General features: G+C 63.5%; 21 protein-coding genes and 2 riboswitches. Of the genes, 8 read left to right on the plus strand and 13 right to left on the minus strand.

The features are described from left to right. From ACN0X0_RS16775 to cobF, 5 genes are all read left to right on the plus strand, one after another. Window positions 1-762 carry a thiazole synthase gene (locus tag ACN0X0_RS16775; protein ID WP_417280085.1) on the plus strand — a complete coding sequence of 254 codons (762 nt, stop codon included), beginning with the start codon at window positions 1-3 and terminating at the stop codon, window positions 760-762. Next, window positions 759-1,367 (plus strand): thiamine phosphate synthase, encoded by a 609-nt coding sequence (locus ACN0X0_RS16780; protein ID WP_417280086.1) that lies wholly within the window; start codon window positions 759-761, stop codon window positions 1,365-1,367. The genes ACN0X0_RS16775 and ACN0X0_RS16780 overlap by 4 nt, the downstream gene beginning before the upstream one ends. After that, on the plus strand, window positions 1,364-2,278 hold the full coding sequence (locus tag ACN0X0_RS16785) for a ThiF family adenylyltransferase (RefSeq protein ID WP_417280087.1): 915 nt from the start codon (window positions 1,364-1,366) through the stop codon (window positions 2,276-2,278). Before ACN0X0_RS16780 ends, ACN0X0_RS16785 begins: the two co-directional genes overlap by 4 nt. A gap of 90 nt (window positions 2,279-2,368) precedes the next feature. Continuing rightward, window positions 2,369-2,596: riboswitch (cobalamin riboswitch) on the plus strand. Window positions 2,597-2,626: 30 nt separating this feature from the next. Continuing rightward, window positions 2,627-3,292 (plus strand): energy-coupling factor ABC transporter permease, encoded by a 666-nt coding sequence (locus ACN0X0_RS16790; protein WP_417280088.1) that lies wholly within the window; start codon window positions 2,627-2,629, stop codon window positions 3,290-3,292. Between the two features lie 63 nt (window positions 3,293-3,355). Beyond that, window positions 3,356-4,117, plus strand: coding sequence for a precorrin-6A synthase (deacetylating) (cobF, locus tag ACN0X0_RS16795; RefSeq protein WP_417280089.1), 762 nt, complete (start codon window positions 3,356-3,358; stop codon window positions 4,115-4,117). Between the two features lie 15 nt (window positions 4,118-4,132). Here the strand turns inward: cobF and ACN0X0_RS16800 are convergent, their stop codons facing one another. Genes ACN0X0_RS16800 through cbiE form a run of 4 tightly spaced genes read right to left on the minus strand, consistent with a single transcriptional unit; the run spans window position 4,133 to window position 7,771 of the window. Beyond that, on the minus strand, window positions 4,133-5,464 hold the full coding sequence (locus ACN0X0_RS16800; RefSeq protein ID WP_417280090.1) for a cobyrinate a,c-diamide synthase: 1,332 nt from the start codon (window positions 5,462-5,464) through the stop codon (window positions 4,133-4,135). Then, window positions 5,461-6,258, minus strand: a complete 798-nt coding sequence (cobM, locus tag ACN0X0_RS16805) for a precorrin-4 C(11)-methyltransferase (RefSeq protein ID WP_417280091.1) — start codon at window positions 6,256-6,258, stop codon at window positions 5,461-5,463. The genes ACN0X0_RS16800 and cobM overlap by 4 nt, the downstream gene beginning before the upstream one ends. Next, entirely contained in the window at window positions 6,255-6,584 is a 330-nt protein-coding gene (locus ACN0X0_RS16810; protein WP_417280092.1) for a cobalamin biosynthesis protein, read from the minus strand. Before ACN0X0_RS16810 ends, cobM begins: the two co-directional genes overlap by 4 nt. After that, a complete protein-coding gene (cbiE, locus tag ACN0X0_RS16815) occupies window positions 6,581-7,771 on the minus strand; it encodes a precorrin-6y C5,15-methyltransferase (decarboxylating) subunit CbiE (RefSeq protein ID WP_417280093.1) in 1,191 nt (396 codons plus the stop codon). The genes ACN0X0_RS16810 and cbiE overlap by 4 nt, the downstream gene beginning before the upstream one ends. Here cbiE and ACN0X0_RS16820 point away from each other — a divergent pair. After that, window positions 7,770-8,540 (plus strand): cobalt-precorrin-6A reductase, encoded by a 771-nt coding sequence (locus tag ACN0X0_RS16820; protein WP_417280094.1) that lies wholly within the window; start codon window positions 7,770-7,772, stop codon window positions 8,538-8,540. The two genes, cbiE and ACN0X0_RS16820, sit on opposite strands and share 2 nt — an antisense overlap. On the opposite strand, the gene cobJ is transcribed toward ACN0X0_RS16820, so the two are convergent. The 8 genes from cobJ to ACN0X0_RS16860 form a co-directional block, all read right to left on the minus strand. Continuing rightward, window positions 8,501-9,250 carry a precorrin-3B C(17)-methyltransferase gene (cobJ, locus tag ACN0X0_RS16825; protein WP_417280095.1) on the minus strand — a complete coding sequence of 250 codons (750 nt, stop codon included), beginning with the start codon at window positions 9,248-9,250 and terminating at the stop codon, window positions 8,501-8,503. The two genes, ACN0X0_RS16820 and cobJ, sit on opposite strands and share 40 nt — an antisense overlap. Further along, window positions 9,247-9,993, minus strand: coding sequence for a precorrin-2 C(20)-methyltransferase (locus tag ACN0X0_RS16830; RefSeq protein WP_417280096.1), 747 nt, complete (start codon window positions 9,991-9,993; stop codon window positions 9,247-9,249). The genes cobJ and ACN0X0_RS16830 overlap by 4 nt, the downstream gene beginning before the upstream one ends. Window positions 9,994-9,996: 3 nt before the next feature. After that, a complete protein-coding gene (locus ACN0X0_RS16835; RefSeq protein WP_417280097.1) occupies window positions 9,997-10,626 on the minus strand; it encodes a precorrin-8X methylmutase in 630 nt (209 codons plus the stop codon). Continuing rightward, complete coding sequence (cobG, locus tag ACN0X0_RS16840) at window positions 10,626-11,786, minus strand: precorrin-3B synthase (RefSeq protein WP_417280098.1); 1,161 nt, start codon at window positions 11,784-11,786, stop codon at window positions 10,626-10,628. Before cobG ends, ACN0X0_RS16835 begins: the two co-directional genes overlap by 1 nt. Continuing rightward, on the minus strand, window positions 11,783-15,028 hold the full coding sequence (gene cobN, locus ACN0X0_RS16845; protein ID WP_417280099.1) for a cobaltochelatase subunit CobN: 3,246 nt from the start codon (window positions 15,026-15,028) through the stop codon (window positions 11,783-11,785). The genes cobG and cobN overlap by 4 nt, the downstream gene beginning before the upstream one ends. Continuing rightward, window positions 15,028-16,083, minus strand: a complete 1,056-nt coding sequence (cobW, locus tag ACN0X0_RS16850; protein WP_417280100.1) for a cobalamin biosynthesis protein CobW — start codon at window positions 16,081-16,083, stop codon at window positions 15,028-15,030. Before cobW ends, cobN begins: the two co-directional genes overlap by 1 nt. Before the next feature lie 4 nt (window positions 16,084-16,087). Then, window positions 16,088-16,456: a DUF1636 family protein gene (locus tag ACN0X0_RS16855; RefSeq protein ID WP_417280101.1), complete on the minus strand. Its 369-nt coding sequence runs from the start codon at window positions 16,454-16,456 to the stop codon at window positions 16,088-16,090. Window positions 16,457-16,577: 121 nt separating this feature from the next. Next, window positions 16,578-16,802: riboswitch (cobalamin riboswitch) on the minus strand. Window positions 16,803-16,885: 83 nt separating this feature from the next. Beyond that, on the minus strand, window positions 16,886-17,584 hold the full coding sequence (locus ACN0X0_RS16860; protein WP_226553917.1) for a hypothetical protein: 699 nt from the start codon (window positions 17,582-17,584) through the stop codon (window positions 16,886-16,888). Between the two features lie 576 nt (window positions 17,585-18,160). On the opposite strand from ACN0X0_RS16860, the gene ACN0X0_RS16865 reads away from it, so the two are divergent. Together ACN0X0_RS16865 and ACN0X0_RS16870 are read left to right on the plus strand one after the other, a co-directional pair. Beyond that, window positions 18,161-19,465 (plus strand): AAA family ATPase, encoded by a 1,305-nt coding sequence (locus ACN0X0_RS16865; protein WP_226553918.1) that lies wholly within the window; start codon window positions 18,161-18,163, stop codon window positions 19,463-19,465. Beyond that, window positions 19,462-20,559, plus strand: coding sequence for a ParB N-terminal domain-containing protein (locus ACN0X0_RS16870; RefSeq protein WP_417280102.1), 1,098 nt, complete (start codon window positions 19,462-19,464; stop codon window positions 20,557-20,559). The genes ACN0X0_RS16865 and ACN0X0_RS16870 overlap by 4 nt, the downstream gene beginning before the upstream one ends. A 68-nt stretch (window positions 20,560-20,627) precedes the next feature. Here ACN0X0_RS16870 and ACN0X0_RS16875 read toward each other — a convergent pair whose 3' ends face one another. After that, complete coding sequence (locus ACN0X0_RS16875; protein ID WP_417280103.1) at window positions 20,628-21,674, minus strand: tyrosine-type recombinase/integrase; 1,047 nt, start codon at window positions 21,672-21,674, stop codon at window positions 20,628-20,630. Window positions 21,675-21,797: the final 123 nt, after the last annotated feature.

The following is a 21,797-nucleotide window of genomic DNA, read 5'->3' on the forward strand; positions in this document are numbered from 1 at the left end:
ATGTTCTACGGCACCGAGTTGAAAAACCGCCTGCTGCTCGGCACGGCGCAATACCCCTCCCCCGACATCTTGCGGGCGGCCATCGCGACCTCTGGCACGGAGGTGATCACCGTCTCGCTTCGTCGCGAGGGCGCAGGCGGCGCGGGGTTTCGTGACATTCTCAAAGACAGCGGATGTCGCATCCTGCCCAACACGGCAGGCTGTCACAGTGCCCGCGAAGCGGTCACCACGGCGCAGATGGCGCGCGAAGTCTTTGGCACCAATTGGATCAAACTCGAAGTGATCGGCCATGCCGACACGCTACAACCCGATCCCTTCGCCTTGGTCGAAGCCGCGCGCATCCTCTGCGCCGACGGGTTCGAGGTCTTTCCCTATACGACCGAAGACCTGATCCTCGGCGAAAAACTGATTGAGGCCGGGTGCCGCGTGTTGATGCCGTGGGGCGCGCCGATCGGGTCCGGCCAAGGGCTGCGCAACATCGAAGGCTTACGGACCATGCGCGCGCATTTTCGCGATGTGCCTCTGGTGATCGACGCCGGGATCGGCGCGCCATCACAGGCCGCAAAGGCGATGGAGATGGGCTTCGATGCGGTGCTTTTGAACACTGCCGTGGCCAAGGCCGTCGATCCCGTGGCCATGGCAGAGGCATTTTCCCGTGCCGTAAGCGCCGGGAAACAGGCCTATGACGCGGGCCTCATGCCGCGGCGCGATATGGCTGAGGCCTCCACCCCGGTGTTCGGCATGGCGGAGCTTTTGGCATGACGCTTGATCCGTTTTATCTCATCGTCAGCCATGTCAGTCAGTTGGAACTGCTCGTGCCGCAGGGCGTGCGCCTCGTGCAACTTCGGATCAAGGATCAGCCCGACGACGAAGTCCGCCGTCAAATCCGCCGCGCCCGCGATTTTTGTGCGGTGCATCGCGCCCAACTTGTGGTGAACGACTATTGGCAGGCCGCGCTCGAACTGAAATGTCGCTTTGTGCACCTCGGCCAAGAGGACATGGACACCGCCGATTTTGCCGCGCTCAGGCGTGCCGAGGTCCGTTTCGGACTTTCCACCCATGACGAGGAAGAGTTGGACCGCGCGCTGTCGCTCGATCCGGCCTATGTCGCCTTGGGGCCGGTCTATCCAACGCTTTTGAAACAGATGAAATGGGGGCCGCAGGGGCTGGATCGGGTGCGGGCGTGGAAAGCGATGGCCGGAGACACTCCTCTGGTGGGCATCGGAGGCCTGACGCCAGAGCGCCTGCCCGGCCTCTTTGAGGCGGGCGCAGACAGTGCCGCCGTGGTGACCGACATCGCCACGGCCACCAACCCCGAGGCCCGCTGCGCAGAATGGATCAAAGCCACGCGGGAGTATGTCAAATGAGCCGCTACGCCAGACAGATATGCCTCGCCGGTGTTGGCCCCGAAGGTCAGGCCCGCCTCGGAGCGGCGCGGGTTCTGGTCGTGGGGGCCGGCGGGTTGGGGGCAACGCTTTTGCCGCAACTCGTGGGCGCGGGCGTCGGCTTTATCCGCCTGCTTGACCCCGATCTGGTCGAGGAAAGCAACCTGCATCGTCAGACGCTTTTCCGGATGAGCGATCTCGGCCAGCCCAAGGCCCAGATCGCCGCAGATACGCTGACCGGTCTGAACCCCGATGTCACTCTGGAGGCGCATGTCGCCCGGTTGACGCCTGCCAACCTGCCGCACTGGTCGCGGGATGTCGATCTGATCGTGGATGCCGCCGACAGTTTCGCCACAAGCTATGCGCTCTCAGATCATTGCCACCAAAGCGGACAACCGCTGATCAGCGCCTCCGTGACCGGCAGGCAAGGCTATGTCGGCGGCTTTTGCGGCGGGGCCCCCAGCCTGCGCGCGGTGTTTCCCGACCTGCCGGACGTCATGGGGTCCTGTTCGGAGACGGGTGTCATGGGGCCGGTGGTCGCCAATATTTCGGCACTGCAAGCCCAGATGGTGCTTGCCGTTTTGCTGGGCCAAGACCCCTCGCCGCTGGGACAGTTTCTGTCGGTGGATCTGATGGGCTGGCGCGTCAACGGGTTTCGGTTCGACAGCGCGCCGGAGCCGTCTCGGGCCAGCCCCGCCGTTTTGGCGCTGGAACAGATCACGCCAGACGATCTGGTGATCGACCTGCGTGACACGCCCGACGTGGTCCCGACCCCCGCCCCCGGCCAAAGGGTCGTCCTTGTCTGCGCATCGGGCCTTCGGGCCTGGCGCGCCGCGCGCGGCTTTGCCGAGACGTCTGAGGCCCATGTCGCCATCGTCGGGGTCGGCACATAGGACCTTAGCGTCGGTCACCTTATGGGAAAATTTCGAACATCTATCGCCCGGGAACGCGATCTTCACTTGACCTCATTCCCCGTCCCGCGTTTATCTGAACCCCTGTTTGGTGCCTGATGACGCGCAATGCTGAGGGCTCAATCGGGAACGGGGAAGGATGTCGCGACACGCAGCACCCAAAGCCCCGGCCGCCCCCGCGACTGTATGCGGTGAGCGCGCTCCCACACACCACTGGAGAGCCCCGTCGGGATCTCTGGGAAGGGGGAGTGGCGCTTTGACCCGCGAGCCAGGAAACCGGCCAGCAGCCACATCAACCGCCGTCGGGTGTGACGGCAAGGAGTACGCGATATGCATATTGAACCGGGCATCGTCACGGGTGCCAAAATCGTCTTGAGCTATGCCACTGCGGCAGGCGCAGGGCTCTATACCCTCAAATCCGCCATTGAGACGATCCGTCAGCAAGGGCTTGTCTCTCTGGCCGGGCGGGCGCTCATTGCCACCGCCGCCGTCTTCACATTCTTTCAGGTCCTGCCACATCATCCGGTTGGCGTGTCCGAGGTGCATTTGATCCTCGGCTCAACGCTGTTTCTGATCCTGGGCGCAGCGCCCGCCGCCATCGGTCTGGCGCTTGGGTTGCTGGCGCAGGGGCTGTTCTTCGCGCCCTTCGATCTGCCGCAATACGGGATGAATGTGACGACGCTTCTGGTGCCGCTCTTCGGGCTTCAGATGCTGGCCAAACGCGTGATCGCGCCCGGCACCGCCTATGTCGATCTGAAATATTCACAAGCTCTGGCGCTCTCGACCGCCTATCAGGGCGGGATCGTCCTTTGGGTGGCTTTCTGGGCGATCTACGGTCAGGGCGTGGCCAATGTGAGCCAGGTGATGAGCTTTGGCGCCGCTTACATGACGGTGATCCTGATCGAACCGCTTCTCGATCTGGCCGTTCTGGCGCTGGCGAAACGGGCAAAATCCCTGCAAGGCAGCGGGTTTGTTACGCCGCGCCTTTATGCCTGAACTCAACCGTGAAAAGACGGAATACGAGGGGGGCTTCGGCTCCCCTTTTTTGAGAGGCCTACCATGATCGACTTGAGCTTGATCGGCATCGGCACCGGCAATCCCGATCACATCACCCATGAGGCCATCGCGGCGATGAATGCCGCCGATCTGATCCTCATCCCTTTGAAGGGCCCGGAAAAGACCGAGCTTGCCGAGCTGCGCCGCGCGCTTTTGGCACAGCATCTGACCAATCCCGCCACGCGTCTGGTCGAATTCGATCTGCCGCACCGCGATGCCGAGGGCGCGCCCTACGCGCGGCGCGTCTCGGACTGGCACGACGCGATTGCCGAAGCCTGGGAGCGCGCGATCGCGGCGGCTCTGGGACCGGACCCTGAGGCGAAAGTGGCGCTTTTGATCTGGGGCGATCCGATGCTTTATGACAGCAGCCTGCGCATCGCCGACCGGCTCAAGACGCGACGGCAAATCACACCGCGCGTCATCCCCGGCATCACCGCGATTCAGGCGCTCTGCGCCGCCCATGCCATACCATTGAACAGTGTTGGAGACCCCGTCACCCTCACCACCGGGCGGCAAATCCGAGATCACGGCTGGCCCGAAGGCGCGCAAACCGTTGTCGTCATGCTCGACGGCGATTGCGCCTTTCGAACCCTCGACCCTGAAGGGATCGAGATCTGGTGGGGCGGCTGCGTGGCCATGCCTCAGGAACGTCTCGTCGCCGGGCCGCTGCGCGAGGTGGGCGAGAAAATCGTCACCACCCGCGCCACCCTGCGCGCAGACCTAGGCTGGGTGATGGACATTTACCTCATGCGGCGAAACGCGTGAGCCAACCGTTTCACCTCACTGGCTGGCCTCGGCGATCAGGTGGAAAAACGTGCCGGTGACGCGACCGCCCTCAGGCATCACGCGGACAGACCCCGTTTCGGGCACCTCCGCACCATTCGGATCAACGACGCGCGCCAATGGGGCGTCGGGTTGCGACAGAATATTCGCATAGTGGAACTCATGCCCGCGCAGCGCGTGGCCTGTGGCGAACCCGGGCATCGGCGACATCAGATCGGCACGGCGATACCCCAGATGCATCTTGCGCTTGGCAAAGCTGGTCTCCAGACCGAAAAGCCCCAGCATTTCGTGGCGCTGCCCCTCGGCATCGACGATCCCGGCGCCAAGCGCCATATAGCCCCCGCATTCGCCATGCACCGGGCGAGTTTGGGCAAAATTCCGCACCCCCTCGATGAAAGTGCGATTGCCGGAAAGCCGCCCGGCATGCAGCTCGGGATAGCCGCCGGGCAACCAGCAGACATCCGCGCTTGGATCAGGCGCCTCATCGGCCAGCGGCGAGAAGGGCAAGATGCTGGCCCCGGCGGCACGCCAAGCTTCCATCAAATGCGGATAGACAAAGGAAAACGCCGCATCCCGCGCCAAAGCGATGCGCTGGCCGGGCGGAGGCGCGGGCCTATAGGGGGCAAACGCCCCCCCTTGCGCCGTGGCACACCCCATGATCGCGTCGAGATCGCAATGCTCGGCCACGATCTCGCCCGCATGAAACAGCAATCGCTCCAGTTCTCCGGTTTCCTCCGCCTGCACAAGGCCCAGATGCCGAGACGGCAGTTCGATCCCGGCGGCGCGCGGCAGAACGCCCAACACAGGCAGTCCAATGCTCTCGAACCCACGCCGAACCAAGGCCTCATGCCGGGGCGAGGCGATTTTGTTCAACACAACACCTGCCACCGTCACGTCCGCGCGAAACTGCGCGAGGCCCAAGGCCACCGCCGCCGCCGTCTGCGCCTGTCCCGAGGCGTCGATCACCAAGATCACCGGCCAGCCCATCAGCGCGGCAATATCGGCACTGGCGCCTGTCCCGGTTTCGCCCGGCACGGCCACGCCATCGAAAAGCCCCATCGAGCCCTCGGTCACGATAAGATCGACGGGGAAATCGGTGGTTCGCGCGGCGAGCGCAGCGATCTGCGCCGGCGTCATCGCCCAGGCATCGAGATTGACCGAACTGCGCCCCGCCGCCGCCGCGTGAAACGCCGGATCGATGTAATCCGGCCCACATTTCAGCGGTTGCACCGCAACACCACGCGCCCGCAGCGCCGCCAATAGACCCAGCATCAGCGTGGTCTTTCCCGTGCCCGAAGAGGCCGCCGCAATCACCAGACCGGGCGTCATGCGTCACCGCCTTTTGCGGTTTCAGGAAAGCGCGGATCGGTGCCCACGGGACGATAGCGCCGGTCGTAATCCCCCGCATAAAGCCGACTTTCGGAAAACTCTTCGGCCCCGATGGACCGCCCCACCAGAATGAGCGCCGTGCGCTCCATCTCCGCGCCGATGGCTGTTTTCAGGGTGCCAAGCGTCGCGCGCACCACGCGCTCGTCGGGCCAGCTCGCGCGCCAGACCACCGCGACCGGACAGTCCGCGCCGTAATGCGGTGTCAGCTCTGCGATCACCTTGTCGAGCACATGCACCGACAGGTGAATCGCCAGCACCGCGCCGGTCTTGGCAAAATTCTCAAGCGTCTCACCCGGCGGCATCGCCGTCGCTCGCCCCGAGGTCCGGGTCAGCACCACGGATTGCACGACACCGGGGAGGGTCAGCTCAGCACAAAGCGTCGCGGCGGCGGCGGCGAAACTCGGCACGCCGGGGGTGACGTCATAGGGGATGTCCAGCGCCCTCAGACACCGCAGTTGCTCCCCCATCGCCGACCAAACCGACAGGTCACCGGAGTGTAGCCGGGCCACGTCGTGCCCCGCCCTATGGGCCGTGGCGATTTCATCGATGATCTCATCAAGGCTCAGGGGCGCCGTGTTGACGATCCGCGCACCTTCCGGGCAATGGGACAACAGGGCCTCGGGCACGAGGCTCCCGGCATAGAGACACACCGGGCAGGCGGCGATCAGGTCCCGACCGCGCAGCGTGATCAAATCCGCCGCTCCCGGCCCCGCACCGATAAAGTGAACCGTCATCTTCCGTCTCCTTCTGCGACAGCGATGGTCACGCCGCCGATGATTTTGCGTGTGTTCAAAAGTCGCGCGTTCCGCCCCGCCACCACGAGCGCGGCGGCTTCGGCCACCGATCCTGTGCCATGGGCGGCAAGGGAAGCCTGCGACATTGTCGGCGTCGAGATGCCCGCGACCTCGGCGCTCTCGACATCGCGTCCCAAAGCCTGCGCCAGCGCCGCCGCTTTCGGGGCTGCTGTGGCCACACGGTCGACCGCCTCGACTGAGGCAAGTGCTGTGCGCAAGGTCTGAGGCGTCGCGGTGCTTTGAAAGCCCATGCCCGCGACCCTCATCGTGTCACACTCCACTGCACCACAGGTCGCGCCGCCGACCAGCCGCGCATCCGGCCAAGCCCTTCGGCACGCGACAGCTCGATGCGCATAAGCGATCCGCCATGGCGGGCGTGCAGCCCCGCCAAAAGCGCCTCGGTCTCAAGCGTTACCCCATTGGCCACGATCCGTGTCTCCTCGGACAGATGCGTCCAAAGCCAATCGTAGAGCGCCTTTGTGCCGCCGCCTCCGATGAAAACGGCGTCGGGCAAAGGCAAATCGGACAGGACGTCGGGCGCGCGACCTTCAAGGACGCGAATGTGCCGCGTCAGGCCAAAACTCTCGATATTGCTTTGAATATTGGCGATCCGGTCGAGACGCGGCTCAATGGTGATGGCCCGCCCACCGGTCAGCCCCCACTCGACCGAGACCGAACCGGACCCGCCACCGATGTCCCACAAAAGCTCTCCCGGACGCGGCGCGAGTGCGGCCAGCGTAAGTGCCCGGATCGGGGATTTGGTGATCTGGCCGTCGTGGGAAAAGCGCTCTTCGGAAAGACCCGGCACATGCGGCAGACCTGCGTCACGGGGCAAATCCACCCCATCGAGCGCGACCGCCACGGGGGCCTCAATGGCGGACAGATCGAAACGCTCCGCCTGCGTGACCCGCACCCGCTGATGCGGCCCGCCCATGCGTTCGAGCACATACATCTGAACTGTACCAAAGCCCTCTTGCACCAACCAGTCGGCCAGCGCGCGCGGCGTGTCCCCACCCCTGAGCGTCGCGACGACTTTTGCGCCGGGATGCAACGCCCGGCGCAGCGCAGCGAACCCCGCCGCGTGAAGCCCCAGCGCCGTGACCTCTTCGATCCGCCACCCGAGATGGGCGCAGGCAAGTGACACGACCCCAGCCACAGGGAAGGCGCGCCATTCGCCGGGCGAAAGCTGCGCGGCAAGCGACCCACCGGCGCCGAACCAGAACGGATCGCCAGAGGCCAGAACCACCGCCTTTTGCCCGCGACAGGCCAGCACCGGGGCGATGTCAAACGGCACGGGCCAAGCCTGCCCTCGCCCCCCTGCCCCAGCCAGTTCCAGATGGCGCGGCCCGCCGAAAATGACCTCGGCCTCCTCCAAGGCGGCGCGGCTTGCATCCGACAGGCCATTCAGGCCATCTTCGCCCAGACCGACGATGCTCAACCACGGATCAGCCATGACGCGTCTCCTTTTGCTGGGCGGCACCACCGAGGCCAGCCGACTGGCGCAACACCTCGCGGACTGCGGGATGGATGCGGTGTTTTCCTATGCCGGGCGCACGGCCCATCCGGTGGCGCAGCCCTTGCCGACACGGATCGGTGGCTTTGGCGGCGTGGAGGGTCTGGCGGCCTATCTCGCACATGAACGCATCAGCCATGTGATCGACGCCACCCATCCCTTCGCCGCGGGCATGAGCCGCAATGCGATCCTTGCTTGCGAACAAACCGGGGTGCCTGTGTTGGGCTATGAACGTGCGCCGTGGCGGGCAAAAGAGGGCGATCACTGGACCCATGTCGCCGATATGGAGGCTACTTGTCAGGCCCTGCCAGACCGTGGCACGCGGGTGTTTCTGGCGATTGGCAAACAACAGTTGGCGGGGTTTGCGACGAAGCCTGAGAACCATTACCTGTTGCGCCTTGTGGATGCGCCAGAGGACGCCCTGCCCCTGCCCGACGCCGAGGTCATTATCGCGCGAGGTCCCTTTGACGCGGCGGGCGATCTGGAGCTTTTGCGTCGTCATCGGATCACCCATGTCGTGGCGAAAAACGCGGGCGGTGCGGGCGCGGAGGCCAAATTGATCGCAGCGCGCAGGCTTGGGCTGCCGGTGATCATGGTCGATCGTCCGGTGCTGCCCGCGCGCGAGGTTCGTGACACAGTGGAGGGCGTGATGACGTGGCTCAAAAAGCATCACGCGGTTCCTGCCAACACAGTGCCGCGCGGCGTGTAGACCCAGCGGCCGACCCGACGCGTGCTGGCATTGCCGACCAGAACCACCGTGCGCATATCGGCCATCTCCGGGCGCGCCTCCGACAAAGGCACCACGGTGATGTTTTCCTCAGGCGTTGACACAGCGCGGGCAAAAAGGATCACCCGCCCGGCCTCGCATTCCTCGCGCAGAATCTCGAGCACGCGGGCGAATTGATGCGGGCGCGATTTGGAGCGCGGATTGTAGAAGGCCATCGCGAAATCGCCCCGTGCGGCATGGCGCAAACGGCGTTCGATGAGATCGAAAGGCTTTAGATTGTCGCTCAGATTGATCGCACAAAAATCATGACCCAGCGGCGCGCCCGCGCGGGCGGCGGCGGCGAGCATGGCGGTGATGCCGGGCAGGATGCGAATGTCCGTCTCGGCAAACTCCGGCGCGGCCTCCAGCCGCTCAAAGAGCGCAGAGGCCATGGCAAAGACCCCCGGATCACCCGAGGAGACAATCACCACACGCCGCCCTTCGGAGGCCATTTCCAGTGCCTGCAACGCGCGGTCAAGTTCGACGCGATTGTCGCTGGCGTGCAGCGTCAGCCCCTCGCGCCGGGTGACGCGGGCGACGTAGGGGATATAACCCACGATATCGGTGGCCTCCGAAAGCGCGGCCTGCACCTCCGGCGTGACCAAGTCCTCAGCACCGGGCCCAAGCCCCGCAACCGTCACCCAGCCGCTCATTGCGCGGCCTCCATGCGCACGGCCTCGGGTCGCCGTCCCTGCCCATGCACCAGAACGATGGCGAAATAGGGACAATCCGTCACCTCCGTCTCGGTCAGCCGCACGATGCGTTCGCCCGCCATCGTGCCACGCTCGACCAGCCAAGCCGCGTCAAGCCGCCCGGCGCGGGCCAAGGCACATTTGACCTTTGGCAGATTGCGCCCTGTCTTCATAACCACCAGCGCGTCCGAGGCCGCCATGCGCGCGACCATATCCTCCTCATCCATCGTGCCCATCAACACCGTCAACACGTCATCGCCCCAGGTGATCGGCGTGCCGGTCGCGGTCCAGCATCCGGTCATGCCGGTGATGCCGGGAATAACCTCGATCTCCACCCGGTCGCGCAGCCGCGTATAAAGATGCATGAACGAGCCGTAGAAAAACGGATCGCCTTCGCAGAGCACGACAATGTCCGTGCTCTGCGCCAGCGCCTCCAGACGCGCCGCCCAATCGTCGTAAAACGCGGACAAAAGCGCGTTGTAGTCGGGGCTGTTGAACGGCACCTCGGTGGTGACCGGATATTCCATCGCCAGCTCAATGGCACTCTCAGCGAGCAGCCCCTCGACGATCTGACGCGCCTGCCCCTTGCGGCCTTTCTTGCGGAAATAGGCCACATGGCGCGCGTTCCGCACCGCACGTTCGGCACGGCGCGACATCAGATCGGGGTCGCCGGGGCCTAGCCCTGCACAGATGATCCGTCCCATAGCTTACTCCTTTCGCGAGGCAAGCGCGTTGATCGCCGCCACGGTGATGGCCGAGCCGCCCAGACGGCCCTCGACGATCAGCGAGGGCACGGGGGCGGCTTGGATAAGTGCATCTTTCGATTCCGCAGCCCCGATGAAGCCGACCGGACAGCCGATGATCGCCGCAGGCCGTGGGCAGGCGGGGTCTTCGAGCATGTTCAAAAGGTGAAACAGCGCGGTGGGCGCATTGCCGATCGCCACCACCGCGCCTTCGAGATGCGGACGCCAAAGCTCCAGCGCCGCCGCCGAGCGAGTGTTGCCCATCTCTTTTGCAAGCCCCGGCACAACGGGGTCGTGCAGGGTGCAGATCACCTCATTTTCCGCCGGCAAGCGCGCCCGCGTGATGCCTTCGGACACCATCCGCGCGTCGCAGAGGATCGGCGCGCCGCCTTCCAACGCGGCCCGCGCCGCAACGGCCATGCCGGGGGTAAAGCGAATGTCCCGCTCCAGCCCCACCAAGCCGCAGGCGTGGATCATCCGCACGGCGACGATCTCTTCTTCCGGGGTAAACCGGGCCAAATCGGCCTCCCGGCGGATGGTGGCGAAAGATTGTTCGTAAATCTTCGCGCCATCCATTTCATAGGTGTAGGGCATTAGAAAAACTCCGAAATATGTCTTGGTTCAGAGGGGGAAATCACGGCTGTCTCAGGCGTGTCCGAGGCTCGCCCGTCCCGGATCACGGACAGTCCCGCAGGCGTTGCCACAAGCGTCAGATCGGCAGACAAAGGCCAGGCACAGCCCTTAGAACAGCCCGAAACATGCAGCGTTCTGCCCTCTGGCAGATGGGACGCGAGACTGCGGGCCAGATCGCGGGTCGGGCCATGCGCCTGAAGACAGCTGGGCGCGCCGGTGCAGGCATGGACACGCAAAAGCGGATCGGTCGGATCGGAGATCAGCCCCGGCAGATTGGGCATCCACGGCAGGCCTTCGATCAAGATCATGCGCCACGGGGTCACCCGCAGGGGCCCAAGCGCGGCAAGCGCCCCCAATGTGTCCGCGTCGATCTGGCCAAAGGCGAAGGCGACCAAAGCCCCCTGTTTCACGATCCCCGGCACAGGCTGAGACTGCGCCTGAGATTGGGCCTGAAACTGGGCGGACGCGGGTGCAATCGCGGGGGCAAGCTGGCCTTCGGGGCGGGCACCCGTTGCGATCAGCTGCGCCATGCGGCCGCGCCCGTCGGTGACGCCGCCCGCCTCAAGGAACCACTGCGCCAGAGCCAGTGCGGCCTCCGCCGCCGCCGCCTCAGTCACGGGCGCGCCCAGATCACAGCCCGCCGCACGCAAAAGCAGCGTGCCATCCGCCGCTCGCTCAAACCGGATGTCGGCCTGCACATCCGTCATCACCGGCGCAGCCCCGCAATCGAGGATGAACCCGAATTTTCCGGGCAGCTCAGGCGCGTCCCCCAAGGCGCGCTGCAAGGCCTCCGCCAAACGATATGTTCTGGCATCGGCAAAGGGCGTGACGATGATGTTCCGCCGGGTTTCCGCGGCGACATCAGCGTCGATCAGATCGTGCTTTCGGAGCGTCGAAATCAAAGGGGCATGGGTCTCTGGCGTCACGCCCCGGATTTGCACATTCGCCCGCCCCGACAGGTCGATCACCCCATTGCCGTAGCGCTGTGCCACCTCCGCAATGCCGCTCGCCTGCCTCTCTGTCAAACGCCCGGACGGCGGGCGCACCCGCACCACCAAGCCGTCGCCAGACGCCATCGGACGCAATGCGCCGGGGCACCAGCCCTGCACCTTGAAACTCATCTGTCCTCCTCCAACGTGGTCGCGATGGAATTGCGCCGCGTCTGCCAAAGTCCGGCCTCCGCCAGCCGCGTAAAGAGCTCGCGCATGGCCTGCAAAGCGCCGGGATTTTCGCGATCCAGAAAAGCCACAACCTCCGCGCGCCCTAGAGTGGCCTCGTGATAAAGATCGAACAAATGCGCGGGCACGACCTGTGCCAGATGCGCGAAAGCCGCGAGATGATCCAATGTGGCCGCGATCTCCGCCCCACCGCGAAACCCGTGCCGCATCATGCCCGCCGCCCAGGCCGGATCCGTGGCGCGGGCGCGCACCGTGCGGGCGATCTCTTCGGTCAGGCTGCGCGCGCGGGGGCGGTCGGGCTGGGTCGCGTCCAAGTGGTAAAGCGCAGGCCTCTGCGCCCCGAGCCGTGCCAGAGCGGCGGCAAATCCAGCCTCATGGGCGGCATAATCCGAAGCCATGAGCACATCGCTTTCCGGCAGGTCCTGCGCATGGACAAAACTGTCCGCGCCCCGCATACGGGTTTCGAGCGCTGTGCGATCAGGCGCAATCTCGCCCGTTTGCGAAATCGTGTAAGAAGACGCGGCCAGCCACGCCTCTCCCGCCATCTGGCGCGCTTCGGGGGTAAATTGATCGAGGGAGCCCCCCATGCCCAGACCGTAGTGCCCGGGTTTGGGGGCAAAGACCCGCGCGATCCGCGTCAGGTAAGGATTGTCAGCGACATCTTCATCCCGCCGCGCCAGAGCATCGGCGCCGGTTTCGAAAAGCTGCGCCAGACCGGGGAAAATATCGCGAAACAGGCCCGAAACCCGCAGGGTCACGTCGATACGGGGGCGGTCCAAAAGCGCCAGCGGCACGATCTCAACGCCGGACACGCGGGCCGCATTCTCGTCCCAAACGGGTTTCAGCCCCGCCAGATGCAACGCCATGGCGAACTCTTCGCCGCCTGTGCGCATCGTGGCCGAGCCCCAGAGATCGACGACCAGCCCCTTGGGCCAGTCGCCATGATCCTGCAAATGTTTGCGCAACAGCTCCTCGGCCAGTTTCACACCCTGCGCATGGGCCACGCGGGTCGGCACGGCGCGTGGATCGACCGCGAAAAGATTGCGTCCGGTGGGCAGGACATCCGTCCGCCCGCGTGCCGGGCTACCCGACGGCCCCGGCGAGACACGGCGACCAGAGAGCGCGGCGCTGATCCCCGCACGCTCCTCTGCGGCGCACTCCCCCTGCCCGTAGACATGCAAGCCGTCGCCGAACTGGCTCTCCTTGATGTCGCAGACAAAGCGATCAATCCGGGTGAGCACTTCGGCGGCATTGGCCTCATGCGGGATTCCGAGGTCTTCGGAAACGCCGCTGGCCTGTGCCTCAAGCTGAATATCGGCGATCAAGCGATCGCGGCGCGCCGGGTCGAGACCGTCTGCGGTGGAATATTCATCGAGCAACTGTTCGAGATGTCGCAGCCCGGCGGGCACTTCTGCCGCACGCATCGGCGGGGGCATGTGTCCCAAAGTCACGGCCCCGATCCGCCGTTTGGCCTGTGCCGCTTCGCCGGGGTCGTTGACGATAAAGGGATAGATCATCGGCAAAGGCCCCAACAGCGCCTCGGGCCAGCAGGTCGCACTCAGCGCCACCGCCTTGCCCGGCAGCCATTCGAGCGTGCCATGCGCGCCCATATGCACCATCGCGTGAAGCCCCTCTGCCCGCAGCCAGAGATAAAAGGCGACATAGGCATGGCGGGGAATGCGGTCGAGGTCGTGATAGCTGTCGTCGCGATCTCGTGGATCGCCGCGTTCGGGTTGCAGCGCAATGAGGACATTGCCACGCTTCATCGCCACGAAGTGGAAAGCATCGTCCTTGACGGCAGGATCGCGTTCAGGAAGGCCCCAAGTGGCGTTCAGATCCTTCTGAAGCTGCTGCGGAAGCTGTGCCAACGCCGCATGATAGGCGCTCAACGGCCACGACAGGCGCGCGGTGGAAAGCGCCTCTGGCCCCGGCCCGTCACCGACCAGATACCCCTCGCTCTGCACCTGCTCCAAAAGCGCTTCCGTCGAGGCCAACGCGTCGAGACCGACCGCATGGGCCATTTGCCACGGACGCCCCGGATAGGTCGAAAGCACCACGGCCAACTGGCGGTGCTGCGCCTCCGTCGAGGCCAACCGATGCCAGTTTTCGATCCGGTTCAATGCGGCGGCGATCCGCTCTGGATCGGCACGATGGACAAAGCGGGAATATTCGAGATCGGGATCGCGCGGCTCTGGCGCTTTGAACGACACGACGCCCGCGTGCAGCCGCCCGTCCACCTCCGGCAAAACAACATGCATCGCCAAATCGGCGGGCGACAACCCACGCTCGGCCCCGGCCCATTCTTTGCGCCGCGCGGTGGAAAGCGCGACCTGAAACACTGGGCACTCAAAGCCGTCGAAGGGCGTTTGTCCCTCCGGATTCTGCGCAGAAAAGGCGGTGGCATTGACGACGAAGGCGGGCCTGCGCGGGCCGAGGGATCGGCTCAGCCAAGCGCCAAATCCCGGTGCTTTGAGCGACTGCGCAAAGACTCCGTAGGCGGCAAATCCCCGCGCGCGCAGGCCGGTGATCAACGCATCAATCGGCGCAGTGTCGGCGGCGGCCAGATAGGAGCGGTAGAAACTCACAAGCACCAGCGGGCCTGTGTTTCCAAGGGTTTCTATCGGACCCGCGTCGGGACAGTAAAACCCGTGGGGGGGAATTTGCGTTTCCCCCGTCACGGGCGGGACTGAAAGCTCCGAGGCCCTTGCAAGTTCCGCCAAAGCCGTCTGTGCCGCGACCGCACCGCCCGCATCGCAGAGGGTTTTGAGCCGTCGCAAAACCGGGATCGGCACCGTCGACAGCGCATCGAGCCGCGGATCGTCGCGCCCGTCGGCGGGCAGGATCGCCAGCGCAATCCCCTTGCGTCGGGCGAGGTCCTGTAGACTGGCAAGGCCATAGGGCCAATAGGCCTCGCCGCCGATCAGCCGCACGAGAATGCCTTTGGCCCCCGAGAGCGTATTTTCCACATAGGTGTCGACCGACACCGGATGGCGCAGATTGACCAGATTGGCGAGGCGAAGCGTTGGCAAGCCGCGCTCGGCCCCTGCCCGCCGCCAGCCCGCCGCGAAAGCCCCCAGATCACTGTCAGAGAACGACAGCACCACCAGATCGGCAGGGCGTTGCCCCAGATCGGTCGGCACCTCGGTCTCCTCAAGGCCGTGGCTTTCGCGGAAGGTAACGTGCATCAGGCGGGAAACCCAAGCAGTTCGGCGCGGATCGCCGCTTCGTTCACGTCGTCATGTTCGCCGATCACCACCAGCGCAGAGCGGCGCGGGTCGGCGCCCCAGGGTCGGTCGAACTGGTGGCGCACCCGCGCGCCCACCGCCTGAACCAAAAGGCGCATCGGCTTGCCGGTGATGGCGATATGACCTTTGACGCGCAGGATGTTCTGCTCGCGCGCGAGGCGCTCGATGGCGGCAATCAATGGGGCCGGATCGTCGATCTCCGGCAGGTCGATCACCACCGTGTCGAAATCGTCATGCTCGTGGTCATCCGCCCCGTCATGATGCGAGGGGCGCGCGGCCAGATCGTCTTCGGCAGCGGCGTTGAGGCCCAGCACGATTTTCGGGTCGATCACACCTTCGGTCAGCGGCAGGATCGGCAGTTTGCGCGGCACTTCGGCCTCGATCACCGCGCGCGCCGCCGCAAGACCCGCCTCCCCTGCCAGATCGGCCTTAGACAAGAGCACCAGATCGGCGCAAGAAATCTGATCCTCGAACACTTCAGAGAGCGGGGTCTCGTGATCGAGACTGTCATCGGCCAGACGTTGCGCATCGACGGCGGCCACATCGGGCGCAAACCGTCCGGCGGCGACAGCTTCGGCATCCGCGAGCGCAATCACCCCGTCCACGGTGATTTTCGAGCGGATCGCAGGCCAGTCGAACGCCTTCAGCAGCGGTTTGGGCAGCGCAAGCCCGGAGGTTTCGATCAGAATGTGATCAGGCTTTTGCGGCCGCGCCATCAACGCCTCGATCGTCGGGATGAAATCATCCGCCACAGTGCAGCACAGGCAGCCATTCGCCAGCTCGACGATGTTCTCATCAGGGCAATTCTCGTCAGCACATTGCCGCAGAATGTCGCCATCGACGCCCACGGTGCCGAATTCATTGACCAAAACGGCCAATTTGCGCCCGCCCGCATGGGCCATCAGGTGGCGCACAAGCGTGGTTTTGCCCGCGCCGAGAAAACCGGTGATCACGGTGACCGGGATTTTGGCCAAATCGGAATTAGGATTGGTCATGACATTACTCCTGCTCAAATGTCGGGAAAGGGGGGATGCGCGCGAGGCTTTGTTTGCGAAAGATCACAGGGCGCTCGCGCCACGGGACAAGGCCGTTTTCAGTGGCGGCATAGGCGGCGGCGCCGGCCAGAATGTCGGGGGCATCGGCGGCGGTCATTCGACCGTAGACATAGGACCATTTGCCCGGCTCACTGAGCGCCACAGCGCAGCCGTTTGAACAGGCGGAGAGACAGGAGACTTCGCGGATCACCACATCGTCCGGGGCGCCATGATCACGTAGAGCCCGCAACAAATACGTACCCGGCCGCGTCTCGTCCGTGGGATCGGCATCGTCACGCTTGCAGGTGGTGCAAACAGATAAAATCGTTGGCATTTTGCCCGTTCCTCTCGCCAATGGCCTTCCGGTGGCTTTGGGAGAAACGCGCCAGTGGACAGGGAACAAAGGTCAAGATCACGACCGGCCCTCTCCTCCCGGTCGCGAAACACCCCGTTCGCCGGTCATCATCAACATTGGCAGGTCTCCCGGCTTGCGGATTTCGAACGCCTCTGTCGCGTTCTGCGGTTGCTTCACCTTCCCAGCTCGAAAGCCAGTGGCCCAAAGCACCCTTTCCGGTCACGGTCGCGGGGGCGGCTGCGCTTGGGTCCTCGTTTTGACAAAGACCCTGTCACATTCCCTTTTCACCTGCCAAACGGCAGGAACCAATGCACCCTTTGATTGAGTGAGTTGCGTTCTATTGTCAAGCGATCGAGCAATCCGTGGCGTAAACAATAGACGCGGCAAGCCTCTACGGCCCTCTCGGTCTTACCCGAGGATGATCACCTCATCCACATCGCCATCGACCTGTTTGACCGCGCTTAGGCAGAGTGCATTGAGATGGGTGGCCACATAATGCGCATGAAAGCGGCTCGGGGCCGTGAGGTAGAGCCTGCGTCCAACCCTTTCGCCACGGCTCAGGGCGGCGATCCAGCTCGCATAGCGTGCGGGGTCTTCCGCATAGATCAAACTGCGCGCCAGCCCCCATTCCGTTGAGCTATCGACCTCAGGTGCCGCGACCGCCCTGCCCTGCGGTTGAAGCGGCACGACTTTCGCATCGGTCTCTGGCGGGGTGTCCCCTCGCCCTTCCATCCTCTGTTCGAAATCCGGCCCGACGTCGGCCCAGATCGGCCGCGTGTCCTCAAGGATCTTTTCAAAAGCCAGCGCATATTGCGTCACCCGTCCCCGCGCGCCTTGACGCTTGACGAGGAGCCATTCCATGGCGCGGAGCTTGGCCATCTCGCGTTTGACGGTCCGTTCCTCGACGCGCCACATCCGCGCGATTTCACGTTGACCGATGGCAAGCTCGTTGCGCTGCCAATTGTAGCGTGCTGTGATGAGGGTCATGAGACGGAGACAAAGCACTTGTTTGCCCTTAGGCTGAGAGAGCGCATAGGTCCCGAGTGCTGTGAGCACATCGTATTTGACTGCGGCGGCCTGCGGACCCACCGGTTTGATCGACAACATCTGTCTCGCCCTTCGCAGAGGTCTCTCTGCTTTTATCCGTCGCCGCATCCGTGTCTCGTGTCGGGATACGTCTTTGCCTCAATCATTCCGAAGAATGTTTCCCGAGATGTCCGCGTCAAAGGTGAAACCCTCCGAACAATCGCGCTCTCGGCGTTTTTTATGATCTTGAAACAATTTGCGTTGAGTTCGTCGATTCTGTCAAGCGACTCCTGTTGGCATCATCCCAACCAAATTCCTCAAAAAAAGAAAAAGAAAGGTATTAATGGTATAGGGGGACACGCTGGTTGTCCCCTATTTGGGGGCAAAATGTCCCCCAATAGATAGCGGAAGACCCGAAGCTGACCCCCTATTTAGCGGGTTATCCCCGAGAGGTTCCGCCCCTGACGCTCATGCTCACGGCCTCTGTTCCGAATCAGACAGCACCTAGGGAGCGGTAGAAAACACAGGGGTTTTCTTCAATTCAGCGCTTTTGACGCTTTTACTTTAATTTACGCTTTTAGGTTTTGCAATTTTTCTATTTTCCGCGTAAATCCGAAACAGATAATAGAAAGCGTCCCCGCGGGGACAGGAGGCACAATGTTTACCCATGAAGACTTGTCGCGACTACAGGCCCAGTCGCTCAAGATGCAGGGATTTATCCGGCAGCAGACTTATTCCCCTGAGCGCGAGAAGACGCTCCGCAGATTTTCGAGCTGGGAGGTGGCGGAGCTCATCTTCAAGGTCAACCAATCCACCATGCGCGGCCGTCTGGCTGCCGACCCGTCCCTGCCGCAGGGCTATGTCGAAGAGGACGGGCGTCAGCGCTGGTACACACTCGAAGAGATCAACGAGCTGCGCCGCCGTCTTAAGGTGAGCCGCAAGTCCCTCATGCCGACCCGTCCGGCGGGCAAGCGGGCGATCCGCGCGGCGATTGCCAACTTTAAAGGCGGCGCGGGCAAATCCACCGTGGCGCTTCACTTCGCTCATGCCGCCGCGCTCGATGGCTACCGTGTCCTTTGTGTCGACTTCGATCCGCAGGCGACGCTGTCCCACTCCATGGGGCTTTCGGATGTGGCTGAGGAGTTCACCGTTTGGGGCATCATGGCGCGCGACCTGATCAATGAGACAGAGCGCATGAATGCCGCGACCCGTGGCGCAGAGAGCGGTTCCGCCCTGCCCCAACGCCGCCTGCCCTCTTCGATTACCGACATGGGTCTCGCGGACCTGCGCGTCGCGGACTTTATCAAGCCGACCAATTGGCCGACCATCGACATCATCCCGTCCTGTGCCAATGCGGCCTTTGTCGAATTCGCCTCTGCGCAATATCGTCACCTCAATCCGGAGTGGTCGTTCTTTGCCGCCGTGAGCCGCTATCTCGACGCCCTGCCCGCCGACGCCTACGACATGATCATCTTCGACTGTCCGCCCGCGATCGGCTATCAGTCGATGAATGCGGTCTTTGCCGCTGATGTGCTTTATATCCCCTCGGGCCCGGGCTACTGGGAATATGACTCCACCACTTCTTTCATCGGTCAGCTCGCCGAAGCGCTCGAAGATCTCTCCGCCTTCAACGGTGTCGTCCCCGCGGGTACAAGCAATCTGCCGAAGGTGTTTCACGACATCCGCTTTCTGCTGACACGGTTCGAAGCCGGCAATGAGTTGCACCGCGCGATGCGGGAGGCTTTTGAAAAGGTGTTCGGGGATAGGCTCACCCAGAACCCGATTGAGATGACCCGTGCCGTTGAGCAGTCCGGTCGCTTTCTGTCGTCGATCTATGAGACCGATTACCGCGACATGACGCGTGAAACCTGGCGCCGTGCACGGTCCTCTTTCGACAATGCGTATGAAGAATTCCGTGGGCACCTTCTCGAGGCCTGGGGCAATCTGGAGGATGAGACATGAGCAAGAAACGCCGCGTCTTTGATATCGACTTCCCGACCGATCCGGTCGAGGAGGAAACCGCCACGCCTGTCCCCGCGGGGACAGAGGAACCGGACACGCGTGAGGCCCGCCGTGGTCCGATGGCCAGCGCCATTCAGGAAAACGCTTCCGCCCTGCGCGAACGCCAAGCTGCCGAGGCCGCGATCCGCGAAGAAAACGACCGCCTCGCCCATGATTTCGTGCGGATGAAAAAGCAGGGGTTGATCGTCGATCTCGTCGCGATTGACGCCGTGTCCACGTCGAAACTGACCCGCGATCGGAGCATCACGCGCGATCCCGAGTTGGACGAGTTGAAAATCTCCATTCGCGAACTTGGCCTCTCGAACCCGATCCGCGTGGAACAAGTTGGCGAAGGATACGAACTTGTGCAGGGCTTCCGCCGTCTCACCGCCTACCGCGAACTCTTCGCGGAAACGGGGGACGAACGTTTCGCAAAAATACCGGCGGGCCTGATGTCGAGCGGCGAGGCCCTCGATGGACTTTACCGTCGGATGGTCGATGAGAACCTCGTGCGCCGCGATATTTCTTTTGCGGAAATGGCGGCGCTTGCACGGGCCTATGCCGCCGATCCGGAGACCGAATGCACGAGCGTTGAGGAGGCCGTCGCCATTCTCTACGCCTCGGCGAACCGGCAAAAGCGCAGCTACATTCGCCACTTTGCGACGCTCTTGGATCATATCGGTGGCGCGCTCAAATTTCCGGAAGCGATCCCGCGTGCCCTTGGTCTCGATCTTGAGAAAAAGTTCGCGGATGATGCGGCGGCGGTGACGCGCGCGAAATCGCGGCTCGCGGCGGCGATGGCGACGACGGCAGAGGCCGAGATTGAGGTGCTGCGTGGTTTGCTCATCGAGGTGCGCAAAGCCGAAAAGAAAGCGCCGGCGGGACAAGCCAACACGCTCAAAACCACGTTCCGCATGACTGTCCCCGCGGGGACAGTGCGCTGTGCGGTGCAGGATGGCCGGCTTGAACTGCGGTCTGACATGGACTTTGGTCAGATGGAAAAGCAGAAACTGGAGGCCGCGCTGGCTGCGTTCTTTGCCGAACTGGACAGCTAAAGCACCCGATCAGATGACATGAGAAAGGCGGTCCAAGTGGCCGCCTTTTTCGTTTTCCGATCTAGCGTTTAAAGCCCGGCGGCTTTCGTCAGATTGATCCGGAACCGATCCCGCCGCCGCTGATACCTGCGCGTCATTTCGACCGAGGCGTGGCCGAGGTGTTTCTGAACGTACCGCTCGTCGACCTCGGCGGAGCTTGCCAGACCCGCGCGAAGGCTGTGACCGGAGAACAGCGCGAGACGCTCTTTTTCCGGAAGCTCTGCGCGCAGGCCTGCTTTCAGAACCGTGTGCTTGATGAGACGCGCGACGTGTTTGTCGCTGAGGCGATCCTCCAAAGCGCGTTTGCCATCGCGGGAGGTGCGCACGAACACAGGCCCGAAGCCGATCTTCGCGAAGTGCAGCCATTGTTCCAACGCATGAACTGGGCAGGTCGCGTCAGTTGAGCCGCGCCCGATTTCGACCTCACGCCAACCGGTCTTGGAATTGAGTGTCAGGAGCGCACCTTCCTCATAGATCGTGACCCAGCCGCCGCTGTCCTCTGTGTCGTCTTTGTGCACGTCGAGGCAGACAATCTCGGTCCGGCGCAAGCCACCGGCATAGCCCAAAAGCAAGATCGCCCGATCCCGCAGCCCGCGCAGATCATAGGGCAGGGTGGCGACCATGGCCTGAATGTCCTCCGGAAAGATCGCTTCTTTTTGAACCGGCGGCCGGGCGTGTTTGCGTTTGATGCCCGCGAGGATGCGGGCGATGTGGCGTTCCTTGCGGTTCAGAGCCAGGCCGCGCTGCGCGTAATTCCATGAGAGACCGGAAAGGCGACGCTCGATGCTTGCCACCGTCAGAGGGGCGGTCTTGTCCGAGGGATGTGCGAGGTCGGTGAGATAGAGGCCGATGAGTTCCGGTGAGGGGGGCAGGGTGTCCGCTCCTTTCATCCGACACCAGCGCGAGAAATGCGCCCAGTCGGCGGCGTAGGCTTTTGCTGTGTTCTCCGCAACGGTGGCCTCCGCATAGGTGCGCGCGGTTTTCACCAGGCGCTCAAGCGAACCTGATCCTGCCACGTGATCGGGCAAGTCAATTTCCACGTCTTTAGGCGGTGGGTTTGCGGGTGTTTTGGCCATGTTTCGGAGCCTATAACTATTGTGTCCGATAATGCAAATGTATTGGACATAATATGATCGTAAAAACTGCGGCGGTTTTAGGGATATTTTCTGGAAGAAAGCGCCGCGCTGGTCTAGGCTCCG

The organism is Celeribacter sp., from assembly GCF_048270365.1.
In the GTDB taxonomy this organism is placed as follows: domain Bacteria; phylum Pseudomonadota; class Alphaproteobacteria; order Rhodobacterales; family Rhodobacteraceae; genus Celeribacter.